The sequence below is a fragment of the Rhizobium sp. NLR10b genome (genome assembly GCF_019685435.1).
GTDB lineage: Bacteria > Pseudomonadota > Alphaproteobacteria > Rhizobiales > Rhizobiaceae > Rhizobium.
Map to the genome: position 1 here is coordinate 170,939 of NZ_JABDWV010000005.1, position 14,496 is coordinate 185,434.

The 14,496-nt window shown below is 62.2% G+C and carries 9 protein-coding genes; 5 read left to right on the forward strand and 4 right to left on the reverse strand.

Annotated features, from left to right (window positions below):
- The first annotated feature begins 420 nt into the window (after positions 1-420).
- From gltB to HJB91_RS09775, 3 genes are all read left to right on the forward strand, one after another.
- Complete coding sequence (gene gltB / locus HJB91_RS09765) at positions 421-5,142, forward strand: glutamate synthase large subunit (RefSeq protein ID WP_221154543.1); 4,722 nt, start codon at positions 421-423, stop codon at positions 5,140-5,142.
- Positions 5,143-5,370: 228 nt separating this feature from the next.
- The gene (locus HJB91_RS09770) at positions 5,371-6,825 is read left to right on the forward strand and encodes a glutamate synthase subunit beta (RefSeq protein WP_210629856.1); all 1,455 of its coding nucleotides are present in this window, start codon (positions 5,371-5,373) and stop codon (positions 6,823-6,825) included.
- Between the two features lie 213 nt (positions 6,826-7,038).
- On the forward strand, positions 7,039-7,665 hold the full coding sequence (locus HJB91_RS09775; RefSeq protein WP_221154544.1) for a hypothetical protein: 627 nt from the start codon (positions 7,039-7,041) through the stop codon (positions 7,663-7,665).
- A gap of 24 nt (positions 7,666-7,689) precedes the next feature.
- On the opposite strand, the gene HJB91_RS09780 is transcribed toward HJB91_RS09775, so the two are convergent.
- Both HJB91_RS09780 and HJB91_RS09785 read right to left on the reverse strand, forming a co-directional pair.
- On the reverse strand, positions 7,690-8,934 hold the full coding sequence (locus tag HJB91_RS09780; protein WP_221154550.1) for an SGNH family hydrolase: 1,245 nt from the start codon (positions 8,932-8,934) through the stop codon (positions 7,690-7,692).
- Between the two features lie 61 nt (positions 8,935-8,995).
- Positions 8,996-10,219: a lytic murein transglycosylase gene (locus tag HJB91_RS09785; protein ID WP_210629859.1), complete on the reverse strand. Its 1,224-nt coding sequence runs from the start codon at positions 10,217-10,219 to the stop codon at positions 8,996-8,998.
- A gap of 204 nt (positions 10,220-10,423) precedes the next feature.
- Here HJB91_RS09785 and galU point away from each other — a divergent pair, with 204 nt between their 5' ends.
- Complete coding sequence (gene galU / locus HJB91_RS09790) at positions 10,424-11,311, forward strand: UTP--glucose-1-phosphate uridylyltransferase GalU (protein WP_221154552.1); 888 nt, start codon at positions 10,424-10,426, stop codon at positions 11,309-11,311.
- Between the two features lie 57 nt (positions 11,312-11,368).
- Here the strand turns inward: galU and HJB91_RS09795 are convergent, their stop codons facing one another.
- Complete coding sequence (locus tag HJB91_RS09795; RefSeq protein ID WP_221154554.1) at positions 11,369-12,901, reverse strand: outer membrane beta-barrel protein; 1,533 nt, start codon at positions 12,899-12,901, stop codon at positions 11,369-11,371.
- A 140-nt stretch (positions 12,902-13,041) separates the two neighbouring features.
- Between HJB91_RS09795 and HJB91_RS09800 the strand changes: the two genes are divergently transcribed.
- Positions 13,042-14,037 (forward strand): SIS domain-containing protein, encoded by a 996-nt coding sequence (locus HJB91_RS09800; protein ID WP_221154556.1) that lies wholly within the window; start codon positions 13,042-13,044, stop codon positions 14,035-14,037.
- On the opposite strand, the gene HJB91_RS09805 is transcribed toward HJB91_RS09800, so the two are convergent.
- Positions 14,038-14,493, reverse strand: a complete 456-nt coding sequence (locus tag HJB91_RS09805) for an NfeD family protein (protein WP_221154558.1) — start codon at positions 14,491-14,493, stop codon at positions 14,038-14,040. It abuts the gene before it with no gap.
- Positions 14,494-14,496 lie beyond the last annotated feature (3 nt).

Sequence of the window (14,496 nt, forward strand, 5' to 3'; positions counted from 1 at the left end):
AAAAAGAATGACGCGTCGGTGCGTAATTTTATTTCTCTAATGGGGTTTATCTGGCAATCTTCCTTCGCAAAATCACGTTTTTTAACGTAACGCTCTTGCGGACCGGGATCGTTTCTGGCATAGAACTGGTGAATTAGGACAGTGTTGCTGTCCTATTTTGGCCCCTGGGGCCGAAGAGGCGCCGAAAACCCTGGCAGCGACGGGCTTTCACGCTATAGTTCTTCCAAGCGTCAAGCCCCAGGCGGCGCGCGGAGGCGAATGGCAGGCGCGGAACGCGGCGGTTTGCTTTCCCTTAAAGCAGATGTCTGCGGCCGATCTTCACAATGCAACAGCGCTGTCATGCGACGGACCTATTTTCGGGTTGCGGCGCGAGACGAAGAGCCGCCCGCGGCCCCGCGGGCTTCGACAGGAGGAAAGACGATGACGAAGACGCCATCCATGGAATTTGACCGGTTTGCTGCTGCAGAGGTGCGCGCGACGGCCAAGACGTCCAAATCCGCGTCCGGCCTGCCGAAGAAGCAGGGGCTTTACGATCCTGCCAACGAGCATGACGCTTGCGGCGTTGGCTTCGTCGCCCATCTGAAGGGCGAGAAGTCGCACCAGATCGTCAAGGACGGCCTGTTCATCCTCGAAAACCTGACGCATCGCGGCGCCGTCGGCGCCGATCCCCTGATGGGCGACGGCGCCGGCATCCTGGTGCAGATCCCCGACCGTTTCTTCCGCGAGGAGATGGCGGCGCAGGGCATTACCTTGCCGCCGGTTGGCGAATATGGCGTCGGCCATATCTTCATGCCGCGCGACCAAAAGCAGATCGAGCACTTCAAGAAGGTGATCAAGGACGTCATCGTCGAGGAAGGCCAGGTCTTCATCGGCTTCCGCGACGTGCCGGTCGACAATTCCTCGCTTTCCAAGGCGCCTGATATTGCCGCGACCGAGCCGCATCATGTGCAGGTCTTCATCGGCGCTGGGGAAGATGCCGAAAACAACGATGAATTCGAACGGCGGCTGTTCACGCTGCGAAAGGTCATCTCCAACCGGATCTATGACGAGTTCGAGGGTGAGGAGAGCAATTTCTACCCGGTGTCGCTGTCGTCGGCGACGGTGGTATACAAGGGCATGTTCCTGGCCTATCAGGTCGGCGCCTATTATAAGGACCTGTCGGATCCGCGTTTCGAAAGCGCGGTCGCTCTCGTGCATCAGCGCTTCTCGACCAACACCTTCCCGTCGTGGAAGCTCGCCCACCCCTATCGTATGGTCGCCCATAACGGCGAGATCAACACGCTGCGCGGCAACGTCAACTGGATGGCGGCGCGCCAGGCCTCGGTCTCTTCGCCGCTGTTCGGCGAGGACATCTCCAAGCTCTGGCCGATTTCCTACGAGGGACAGTCGGACACGGCCTGTTTCGACAATGCGCTGGAATTCCTGGTGCGCGGCGGCTACTCGCTCGCCCATGCCGTCATGATGCTGATCCCGGAAGCTTGGGCCGGCAACCAGTCGATGGCGGCCGAACGCAAGGCATTTTACGAATATCACGCCGCGCTGATGGAGCCGTGGGACGGACCGGCGGCGGTCGCCTTCACCGACGGCCGGCAGATCGGCGCCACGCTTGACCGCAACGGCCTCAGGCCGGCGCGCTACCTCGTCACCGATGACGACCGTGTCATCATGGCGTCCGAGGCCGGCGTGCTGCCGGTTCCGGAAGAAAAGATCATCCAGAAGTGGCGCCTGCAGCCGGGCAAGATGCTGCTGATCGACATGGAAGAGGGCCGCATCATCTCCGATGACGAGGTGAAGTCGCAGCTTGCGACGGCGCATCCCTATCGCAGCTGGCTCGACCGCACCCAACTCATCCTCGAAGACCTGAAGCCGGTGGAACCGCGGGCGCTGCGCCGCGATGTATCGCTGCTCGACCGCCAGCAGGCCTTTGGCTATACGACCGAGGATACCAAGATCCTGATGTCGCCGATGGCGACGACCGGTCAGGAAGCGATCGGTTCGATGGGCACCGATACGCCGATCTCGGCGATGTCAGAAAAGCCCAAGCTGCTATACACCTATTTCAAGCAGAACTTTGCGCAAGTGACGAACCCGCCGATCGATCCGATCCGCGAAGAGCTCGTCATGAGCCTCGTCTCCTTCATCGGCCCGCGTCCGAACATTCTCGACCATGAGGGTATGGCGAATGCCAAGCGCCTGGAAGTGCGTCAGCCGATCCTGACCAATGGCGATCTCGAAAAGATCCGCTCGATCGGCCATACGGAAGACCGTTTCGATACCAAGACGCTCGATTTCACCTATGATATCGAACGCGGCGCTGCCGGCATGCCGGAGATGCTCGACCGACTCTGCGAACGCGCGGAAGCGGCCGTCAAGGGCGGCTACAACATCATCGTGCTTTCCGATCGCCAGATCGGACCTGATAGAATCGCCATTCCGGCGCTGCTCGCAACGGCTGCCGTCCACCATCACCTGATCCGCAAGGGGCTTCGCACGTCGGTCGGCCTCGTCGTCGAAACCGGTGAGCCGCGCGAAGTGCATCATTTCTGCCTGCTCGCCGGCTACGGCGCCGAGGCGATCAACCCCTATCTCGCCTTCGACACGCTGCTCGACATGCATGCCAAGGGCGAGTTCCCGAAGGAAGTGGATGCCTCCGAAATCGTCTACCGCTACATCAAGGCGGTCGGCAAAGGCATCCTCAAGGTCATGTCGAAGATGGGCATCTCGACTTACCAGTCCTATTGCGGCGCGCAGATCTTCGACGCCATCGGCCTCTCGTCCGACCTGGTCGACAAGTATTTCTTCGGAACGGCGACGATGATCGAAGGCATCGGCCTCGAAGCGATCGCCGAAGAGACCGTCGCGCGCCATACCGCAGCCTTCGGCAAGGATCCGTTGCTGGCGACAACGCTCGATATCGGCGGCGAATATGCCTACCGCATGCGCGGCGAAAGCCATGCCTGGACGCCGGATGCGGTTGCAGCTCTTCAGCATGCCGTGCGCGGCAATGCCGAGGATCGCTACCGCGAATTCGCCGAGATGGTCAACAATTCGGCGCTGCGCATGAACACGATCCGCGGGCTCTTCAGGATCAAGAGCGCCGAGGCGCTCGGCCGTAAGCCGGTCTCGATCGATGAGGTCGAGCCGGCCGCCGATATCGTCAAGCGGTTCTCGACGGGGGCAATGTCCTTCGGCTCGATCTCCCGCGAGGCGCATACGACGCTGGCGATAGCCATGAACCGGATCGGCGGCAAGTCGAACACCGGCGAGGGCGGCGAGGAGTCCGACCGCTACATGCCGCTCTCCGATGGTTCGATGAACCCGGAGCGTTCGGCGATCAAGCAGATCGCCTCGGGCCGCTTCGGCGTCACCACCGAATATCTGGTCAATGCCGACGTGCTGCAGATCAAGGTGGCGCAGGGCGCCAAGCCCGGCGAAGGCGGTCAGCTGCCGGGCCACAAGGTCGACGCGACGGTCGCCAAGACCCGTCATTCGACGCCGGGTGTGGGCCTGATCTCACCGCCGCCGCATCACGACATCTATTCAATCGAGGATCTGGCGCAGCTGATCTACGATCTGAAGAACGTCAATCCGACGTCCGACGTGTCGGTCAAGCTGGTCTCCGAAGTCGGTGTCGGCACGGTTGCGGCGGGTGTCGCCAAGGCGCGCGCCGACCACATCACCGTCGCCGGCTTCGACGGCGGCACCGGTGCCTCGCCGCTGACCTCGCTCAAGCATGCCGGCAGCCCCTGGGAGATCGGCCTTGCCGAAACCCAGCAGACGCTGGTGCTGAACGGCCTGCGGTCGCGTGTCGCACTGCAGGTGGACGGCGGCCTCAAGACCGGCCGCGACGTCATCGTCGGGGCGCTGCTCGGCGCAGACGAGTTCGGTTTCGCCACCGCGCCGCTGATCGCGGCCGGCTGCATCATGATGCGCAAGTGCCATCTCAACACCTGTCCGGTCGGCGTAGCGACGCAGGATCCGGTGCTGCGCAAGCGCTTCAAGGGCACGCCGGAGCACGTCATCAACTACTTCTTCTTCGTCGCCAACGAAGTGCGCGAAATTCTCGCCTCGCTCGGGTTCACCCGGGTTGACGACATCATCGGCGCATCCGAGCTGCTGGAGAAGGATGAGATGCTGGCGCACTGGAAGGCCAGGGGCCTCGATTTTAGCCGCATCTTCCACAAGGTCGATGCCGCCAAGGAAGAGACTTTCTGGACGAGCCGGCAACAGCATCCGATCGACGATATTCTCGACCGCGTTCTGATCGACCAGGCACAGCCGGCGCTGACGGACAAGACGCCCGTCGCCTTCGAGGTCGGCATCAAGAACGTCGACCGTTCGGCGGGCGCGATGCTGTCGGGCGAAGTCGCCAAGCGTTACCGCCATCGCGGGCTGAAGGAAGATACGATCAACGTGACGCTTCGCGGTACGGCGGGGCAGAGCTTCGGCGCCTTCCTGGCGCGCGGCGTCACCTTCAACCTGATCGGCGACGGCAACGACTATGTCGGCAAGGGACTTTCGGGCGGCAAGATCATCATTCGGCCGCCGGAGAACTCGCGGATCGTCGCCGAAAATTCGATCATCGTCGGCAACACCGTGCTTTATGGCGCGACCGAGGGCGAATGCTATTTCCGCGGCGTCGCCGGCGAGCGTTTTGCCGTGCGCAACTCCGGTGCGATCGCCATTGTCGAGGGGGTCGGCGACCATGGCTGCGAATACATGACCGGCGGCGTTGTCGTCGTGCTCGGCGCCACGGGCCGCAACTTTGCGGCCGGCATGTCCGGCGGCGTCGCCTATGTGCTCGATGAAGCCGGCGATTTCGCCAGCCGCTGCAACATGGCGATGGTCGAACTCGAGCCAGTGCCGGAGGAGGACGACATGCTGGAGAAGCTGCATCATCACGGCGGCGATCTCATGCACAAGGGACGTGTCGACGTCTCAGGTGACATGACGCGCCACGATGAGGAGCGGCTCTACCAGCTGATCTCCAATCATCTGCACTATACGGGCTCCGCCCGCGCCAAGCAGATCCTCGACAGCTGGGCCGACTACCGCCCGAAGTTCCGCAAGGTCATGCCGGTCGAATACCGTCGTGCGCTCGAGGAAATGGAGCGCAGCCGGATGGGCATCGCCGCGGAATGATTTGAACCGGAGCATCCGCCACCTGCCGATCGCAGGTGGCGGATGACGGAAACATCTCGATGACTCGTGATGATCATGACGACGGCGGAAAGCCGTCCGGATCGCGCGGCGTCCTTCAGGAGATCTGTTCCAATGACGGTCAAGAGAAGCAACCCGCCCGGATTGCCGGGGACTGACGACAGACAACTGGCCGCAGTGAGGCGGTCATGAGGGTAAGGGACGAAGGAAATGGGTAAGGTTACAGGATTTCTGGAAATCGACCGGCAGGTGGCGAAGTACCAGCCGGCGTCGGATCGCATCCGGCATTTCCGCGAGTTCACGATCCCGATGTCGGACCCGGAAGTGCAAAAACAGGCCGCGCGCTGCATGGACTGTGGCATTCCCTATTGTCACGGGCCGACCGGCTGCCCGGTTCACAACCAGATTCCGGATTGGAACGACCTCGTCTACAACAACAACTGGGAAGCGGCGATCCAGAACCTGCATTCGACCAACAACTTCCCGGAATTCACCGGCCGCGTCTGCCCGGCTCCCTGCGAGGAAGCCTGCACTTTGAATCTCGAGGATGCGCCGGTCGCCATCAAGACGGTCGAGCAGGCGGTCGCCGACAAGGCCTATGAACTCGGCTTCATCAGGCCGCAGCCGGCCACGGTCCATACCGGCAAGAAGGTCGCCGTCGTCGGCTCCGGCCCCGCCGGCATGGCGGCTGCCCAGCAGCTCGGCCGCGCCGGCCACGAGGTGCATGTCTATGAGCGCGAGACCAAGCCGGGCGGCCTGCTGCGCTACGGCATTCCCGATTTCAAGATGGAGAAGAACTTCATCGACCGCCGCGTCGAGCAGATGAAGGGCGAGGGCGTGACCTTCCATTGCGGCGTCAATGTCGGCGTCGACGTCAAGGTCGAACAGTTGCTGGCCGACCACGAGGCCGTCCTTTATTGCGGCGGCTCCGAGACGCCGCGCGAGGCGGGCATTCCGGGCGCCGACCTCGCAGGCGTGCATGATGCGATGCCCTATCTGGTGCAGCAGAACCGCCGTGTCGGGCGCGAGAATATCGACAGTGTCGGCTGGCCGTCGGACCCGATCCTGGCCGGCGCCAAACATGTTGTCGTCGTCGGCGGTGGCGATACGGCTTCGGATTGTGTCGGCACGGCCTTCCGCCAGGGGGCGGTCAAGGTCACCCAGCTCGACATTCGGCCGCAGCCGCCGGAAAAGGAAGACAAGCTCGCTGTCTGGCCCTTCTGGGCGACGAAGATGCGCACCTCCTCCTCGCAGGCCGAGGGCGCCGTGCGCGAGTTCCAGGTCGCGACGCTCGAATTCATCGGCGAAGACGGCGTGCTGACGGGCGTCAAGTGCTGCGAGGTCGACGAGCGCCGGCGGCCGGTTGCCGGCACGGAATTCGTCATCCGCGCCGATCTCGCCTTCATCGCCATCGGTTTCCGCGGCCCGTTCACGACAAGCGTGCTGAAGGAGCTCGAAGGCAAGCTGACGCTGAACACCGACAAGCGCGGCTCGACCAATGTCGTCGCCAACGACCGCGACTACAAGACCTCGGTCGACAAGCTCTGGACGGCGGGCGATGTGCGCCGTGGCCAGTCGCTGGTGGTCTGGGCGATCCGCGAAGGTCGCCAGGCGGCACGCGCCATCGACGAGGCGTTGATGGGCTCGACCGTCCTGCCGAACTGATCGCGCCTCAGATAGCTGATGAAGAGACGAACTCCGCCCCTTCCGGCGGAGTTTTTTATTGTGCGCGGCGCGTCCGGCGGGACCTCCTTTGCCGGTGCGACCGCTTGACGCGGCGGAATGCGACGCAAGCCTTGAGCAATGCCGGAGGGTGAAGCTTAAGCCGGACGCGGGCTCAGGAGGAGCCGCCGCGAATGATCGACAAGGATTATTCAAATGGTTTCTGCACTCGATAATACCAGGATGGTTTCGGCTCAATACGCCTTGAAGAATCTTCGGAGCTCCGATGAAAGCTCGGAGGATACGCGGAGTTCGTCGGCCGCCAGCATTCTGAGCAGCTACGGACTCGATTCGAGCTCAGCGTCGCTTCTTTCCAATCAGGCGCTGTCGGGGCTGCTCGACACGCTTTCCTCCAACAGCGATACTTCCGACGAGACCGACACGACCGACGACCGCGCCGATGTGACCAGCGCCTCCTTCATGTCGATGCTGAAGCACCAGTTGCAGGAAGCGGCCGCGGCCGAAGGCGAAAGCGGCAAGGCTCATGACATGCTGGCTGCGCTCGAAACAGGCACGCTCTCCATCTCCGATCCGAAGCAGGGCGTGTCGATCCGCGCCTGGGACGTCGATGATCCGGATGAGGCCGACACGGAAAGCGAGGCCGGCAAGGCGATCAATGTCAGCGGCTGGAGCGATTTCCTCGATGCGCATCTGGAGCGCGGCTCCGACGGCGCCTTTGTCAAGGAGAACGGCAGCTATGTCGATCAGACGAACGACAGCAATGCCTTCTTCGGGCTGATCGGCTCGAACTACTATTATCTGAGTTGGCCAAAGGCGGCGTAAGAAAGCCGCCTCGCGTAACCTTTTTCATTTCACCGAGACTTCGGCCGGCGTCTTGGCCGCCGGCATGCGGTAGTCATCGACGCGACCGACAGGTGCCGGCGTCATCTCGCCCTGCTCGACCAGGAGATCGCGCGGCGATTTCGTCAGCGTCACCGGTGGCGGTCTTGCGCCAAGGAGCTCGGCGCCGCCATCGAGACTGGGATCGGAGAGGCTGATCGGCACGGTGTGCTCGACCGGATTGGTGGGAAGGCCGAGATCCGGCAAATTGCTTTCATCGAGGCGCACCAGATCAGGGCTTGCCTGGGTGCCGAGAATCCGGCGGGCGGGCTTTTCCACATAGAAGGCAAGTTTGCGCCGGCCGGCCTGCGTGAGGTTGATGCCGTCGGAGGTGCGCAAGCGCACCTGCTGCCCCTTCACGTCGGAACCGGTGACGATGAAGGTGCCGTTTTCATCGACAAAACCATCCCAGATATCGACGAATTCACCGCCGATGCTCTCGACCTGGTTACGATAGAGCTGGTTCATCTGGACGGCATCGGCCGTCATCTGATCGGATTCGAAGGCGGGAAGACCGACCCAGAGCAGCGGTATCTTGCGGCTGGTGACTTCCTTGCCGAAAGAAAGGACACGGCGGCGATATTCGGCAAACCAGCCGTCGGTGCGGAACTTCTCCTTGGCAGTGTCGGTCACCATCTGCTGGCGGTCATTGGCGCCGATCATGACGACGACCATTGCCGGCTTCAACTCGTCGATCATCTTCGGTAACTGTTCCGGCCAGTCATAATAATCATCGCGGACAAGACCCGAGGAAACATTGCCGCGGGCTTCGACGATGACGCCCGGCGATGTCTCGAAGGCGGCGGTCAGGCCGTCGCCGAGGCCGCTAGCAAGAAAATCACCGACGATCAGGATCTTGCGGGCGTCGGGGAGCTTCTGCACGACAGGCTCTTCTTCCCGTACCGGAGCGCGGACCGGCGGCGTGGTGCGGGGATTGACCACGGCTTTCTGCGCCGGCGGCGGGCGCTTGCGCTGCTGGCGTCTCGGCTCCGGGACATCAGGAGCCTGTGGGCTGTCGTCGAGATAGCGCCGGCCGAGGAAGAAATCCAAGATGGACCGGCGCTGATAGCGCTGCTCCTGGGCTTGGGCGACAGCCACGGGCGCAAGAGCGCCAAGGCACACCGAAGCCGCCATCAAGGCGAGCATGAGCCAGCGGATTTGAGGGGTCCGGTGAGTTTTCTTCATCATGGGCAGTTCCGCATCTGCCGGCATCTTGCACTGGTGGCAGGCCAGCGTCTACTCCCGCTTTATGTAGGTCATCGTAGGGCCACTTCTAGCGGCGAAGTGCGTTCAAAAGCGGCAGCGAGGGCTCGCCGTCGGGCTGCATGCCGATGCGCTCCTGCACCGCCGATATCGCCGCTTTCGAACCCGAGCCGAAATTGCCGTCAACCTCACCATTGTAATAGCCGAGCGTCTTGAGACGGGTTTGCAGCTCGAATTTCTCGGTGATGTCGAGCGCGCCGTCGGGGCGCGGCCAGCGCTGCTGAATGCCGCCATAGCCGGCGATCTGGTCGGCCAGCAGGCCAACGGCGAGCGCGTAGCTGTCCGACGCATTGTAGTTCTTGATGGTGAAGAAGTTTGCCGTCATCAGGAAGCCGGGACCGCCGGCTCCGGCAGGCATTTTCAGCACGGCTTTGGTGCCGCCGTCGCGGAAGGCCTTGCCGTTCGGCCGTTTCAGGCCGAGCTCCGCCCATTGGGCGAGCGTATGGGTCTTGCCGGCCTGCTTGGCGGCTGCGGCGGGAACGACGACCTCGTAGCCCCAGGTCTTGCCGGCATCCCAGCCGTTCTTCATTAGCAGATTGGCCGAGGTCGCCAGCGCGTCCGGCACCGAATTCCAGATATCGCGATGGCCGTTGCCGTCGGCATCGACAGCGTAGAGCAGGTAGCTTGTCGGGATGAACTGAGTGTGGCCCATGGCGCCCGCCCAGGAGCCGGTCATCTGACGTGCCGGCACATCCCCATTCTGCAGGATTTTCAACGCGGCAACCAGTTGCTTCTTGGCGAATTTGGCCCGACTCGGATCGGCGTAAGCAAGGGTTGCCAGTGCGCGCGGCACATAGTGCAGCCGGTCGTCCTTGTCGAGAATCGCGCCGTAATTCGATTCCATCGACCAGATCGCGAGCAGAATCGTCTTGTCGACGCCGAAGCGCTGCTCGATCGCATTGAGCGTCCGCGCATGCTTGACGGCCATCTCGCGGCCGATCCTGACCGTGTAGGGGTTAACGCGGGAATCAATGTAGTCCCAAATCTTCGAGGTGAATTCCGGTTGATAGGCCGCCTTTTCGAGCACCGTCGGGTCGGGTTCGCTCACCCCGGAAAAGGCCTTTTGATAGGTTGCCTTACTGATGCCACTCTCAGCGGCTGTTTGGTAAAAGTCCGCGATCCATTTCTGGAACCGGGAATCGGCTTTCGCGTTGTCGGGGGCCAGCCCTACCTGGGCGGCGACAACGAGGGCGAGAGCAAGACCACGAAGGGAGTTTTTGTGATTCTGGATCATCGACAGTCGTATCCGTCATCTTCAGTTTTCGGTGCAGCAGGGGGCATCATGTCCGCCCAGACCCGAGACTACAGGAACGGAGTCAACAAATTCTTTACCATGGCGACCCGCGGCGGTCACCATTGCAAAACAGTCGCAATTCTATACTAGTCAGACGTGAACGGCTTTATTTAAAAGGCGATTTAGTCAAAGCAGGAGGCCTGTGTGGCGCATCACAATAAAGTTCGTAAGGCAGTTTTTCCGGTGGCAGGGTTGGGAACGCGTTTCCTGCCGGCAACGAAGGCTGTTCCGAAGGAAATGTTGACCGTTGTCGACAAGCCTATCATTCAATACGTCGTCGATGAGGCGTTGGAAGCAGGGATCGAGCATCTGGTCTTCGTCACCGGACGCAACAAGCACATTATCGAAGACTATTTCGACATTCATTTCGAGCTGGAACAGACGCTGCGCGAACGCGCCAAGGAGGCCGAGATAACCCTTCTTGCCGAGCAACTGCCAAAGGCCGGAACGGTAAGCTTCACCCGTCAGCAGGAACCGCTCGGTCTCGGTCATGCCGTCTGGTGCGCCCGCGAAATCGTCGGCGACGAACCTTTCGCGCTGCTGCTGCCTGATATGATCATGAAGGGCGACAAGGGCTGCATGAAGGGCATGATCGAGCTCTACGGCCAGAGCGGCGGCAACATTATCGCCGTTGAGGAATGTGCCCCCGATCAGGCCCATAAATACGGCATCGTCGGCGTCGGCGAAGCGATCGGCGAAGGCTTCCGCATCACCGGCATGGTGGAAAAGCCTGCCAAGGGAACGGCGCCCTCGAATTTCTTCATCAACGGCCGCTACATCCTGCAGCCGGAGATCTTCAAGATCCTCGAAACCCAGGAGCGCGGCGCCGGCAATGAAATCCAGCTCACTGACGGCATGCTGAAGCTGCTGAAGGAACAGGATTTCGCCGGCTACCACTTCCGTGGCACGACCTACGACTGCGGCGCCAAGGATGGCTTCATCCTGGCCAACGTCGCCTACGCCCTCGAACGCACCGATATCCGTCCGTCGGTCGAAGGCGGTTTCAAGGAACTGCTTGCCGGCCTGAATTAAGGTTTGCGCACAGCTATGAATGATCAAGCGCCGCGCCTCGCACCGGAGGCGCGGCGTTTAGCGTTTCAGCTTCAGGCCGACGCCGGCGCGCCATTGCTGCGAGTCATCGCCGTCCTTGCGCGTCGTCAGCTCGTAGCCGAGCGTGCTGGTGAGATCGAGATAGCGGTTGATGTTCCAGGTCAGGCCGGTCGCCGCAGTATAGACGAGCTCGTCGTTGATTGTGCTGTCGGTGGGATAGTCGCGCCATATGACGCCGCCGATCATGGTTCCGACCAGGTTGTCGCGCAGCTGGTGGGTGACCGTCGTCGTCAGCGCATGCGAAACGTAGCCGCTCTCGCCGGCGGTGGTCGAGGGCTGGATGCTAGTCTGCAGGTCTAGATTGACGTCGGTGCCGCGGATCGGCGACCAAAGCAGGCTCGCATCGAGCGTGGCTGTATCGATCGAGGCGAGCCGGCTGTCCTCGAAATCCGCCCTTTCGTAGCCTACCCCGACTTCACCCTTCAGCTTTTCGCCGAGGTCGACCTCGACGCCGGCCTTGGCGCCATAGCTATGGCCTGAGCGCTCGTAACCGGCGGAGTCGCGTGTTTCGTCATAGAGGGTACGGCCGATCGTGGCCTCGATGAAGGGGATGAGCGCGGGCGACAGCTCGTAGCCGACGCGACCGCGCAGCGTACCGGTCGTCTGGTTGCGATCGTTCAACTCCACGGTCGTGCCGTTCGCAAGCGTGGCGTCGGAATAGATCGAACGGCTCAGCGCCAGCGCCGTCGTGCCGCGCAGGATGCCGAAATCGCGTTGGACGGAGGCGCCGGCAGTGAACTCCTGCACATCTGACTGCTGTGTGGCATCGGCGATGGCGTCGGGATCGTCCGTATCCTCGCGGTAGAAATTATAACCGGCCGTGAGGTGCGCCACCGTGTCGTCGGCAAGATCCAGGCGGAGATCGCTATTGACTTTGAAAGACGGCTGCTCCTCGCCTTCGCCGCTGATATTTCGTTGCCAGGCGCCTTCCGACGTGACGGTCAGCTGGTGCCGTCCCCAGTCGGAGGTGAGCGTCGCGGCTGCATCCGTTTCGAGGAAGGCGCGCCGTTGCCTGGTATTGCCGTCCTTGGTGGTCTCGGTGTTGATGCTTTGGGTCACGCTCGGACGGAGCACGAAGGTGCCGATCGGAATACCGGGTGTTTCTGCCATCGAGGCACTTTCGCCAGCCCTGCGGACCGGCGGTGTCTCGTCGATCCGCGCTTCACGGGTGTTCAGTCGGCGCATGTCCTCATCGAGGATTGAGCCGGTAATCTCGTCACCGGGTTGCGCGTCCGGTGTGACGGGCCTCTGCTGGGCGTCGTCCGGGTTTCCCGCCGCACCCGTTGCCACAGGAGCGGTAGAAACGTCGATTTCATCACCGAAACCGGCCGCGGCATTGTTCGTGGTGCGACTGTCCTGGCCGGCGGCGTGGCTAGCGCCAGGCTGCTGCGAGATGGACTGTGGGAATGCCGCAGTCTGGCCGACCAGCAGGGTGCCGAACGCAGTAAAGCAGACGACACGCCTCATCGCGCGGAGCGGCGTCACACTGCTCGTCTGTTTTGGCTGCCCCATTCAATCGCCTGACATGCTTTCGGTTCTTACTCAAAGGTAAAGCGTTGTGGTTAATCATTCGTTGCCGCCGGCGGGCGCTGTTCACAATTCGGAAATGGTGCGGGGTGGACTTGGAAAGTGAAAAGGTCTAACGCATCTCCATGAACAGAAGAGCGATCAAACTCGTTGAAAACAGCGTGCTCGAATCGGCAAAACGCACGATAGAGACCGAGAAACGCGGTCTTGAAGCGCTCGAACGGGCCTTTGACAACGGACTGGCCGGTCCTTTCACCCGCGCCGTCGAGATCATCGGCGACATCTCCGGCCGGGTCATCGTTACCGGCGTCGGCAAGAGCGGCCATATCGGTACCAAGCTCGCGGCGACATTCGCCTCGACCGGCACCCCAGCCTTTTTCGTGCATGCGGCCGAAGCCAATCATGGCGATCTCGGCATGATAGCGCGCGATGACGTCGTCTTGGCGATTTCCAAAGGCGGCGAGAGCGCCGAACTCAAGAGTATCATTTCCTTCACGCGGCGCTTCTCGATCCCCTTGATCGCGATTACTTGCAGCGAAGCTTCCTCGCTTGCGACGGCCGCCGACATCGTGCTTCTGGTGCCGAACGAACAGGAAGCCTGCCCCAATGGGCTGGCGCCGACGACCTCGACGCTGATGCAGCTTGCACTCGGCGATGCCCTGGCGGTCGCACTCCTGGAGGCGCGGGGCTTTACCGCCACCGATTTCCACGTTTTTCATCCCGGCGGCAAGCTGGGTGCGAGCTTGATGCATGTCGCCGATATCATGCATACCGGCGAGAAGCTGCCGCTCGTTACCAAGGGCACGCCGATGCCGGAGGCGATCACCGTGCTGTCGCGCAAGCATTTCGGCTGCGTCGGCGTGCTCGACCGGGATGGGCGGCTCTGCGGCATCGTCACCGAAGGCGACATGGCTCGGAATCTGAGCCGCAACCTTGCCGAGCTTGCCGTCGACGACATCATGACGAAGACGCCGAAGACGGTGAAACCGACGATGCTTGCGACGGCCGCCCTGGCGCTGCTCAACCAGCACCACATCGGGGCCCTGATCGTCATCGACGAGGACAGCCGGCCGATCGGGCTGGTGCACTTCCATGACCTGCTGCGGATCGGCGTCGCCTGATCAGACCGGTTCGACCCGCAGGTCGCGGCCGTGACACGAGATCACCTTCACCTGTGTTCCCACAGGCAAATCAGGCCCCATTACCTGCCATAGCGTATCGTCGAGGCGGATTCGGCCGCGGCCTTCGCGGATCGGTTCCTGCAGCGTCGCCGTACGGCCAACGAGGCTTGCTCCGCGCTGATTGAGGAAGGGCTCGTCGGTCTCGGCGTTGCGCAGCGTCAGCCGGCGGCCGGCAAAGGTCGTGGCGACGGCCAGAAGCGCAAAAAGGATCGCTTGCAGTTCCCAGACCCAGAAGGCGCTGTCCCAGAAGAGCAGCGACAGTGCGCCGACGATCAAGGCCGCGAGGCCGATCCAGACCAGGAAGAAACCGGGCACGATCATTTCGGCGGCGAGCAGCACGAGGCCTGCAACCCACCAGTTCCATGGACCGAGTTCCGCGATGATCTTCGCCAGCATGGC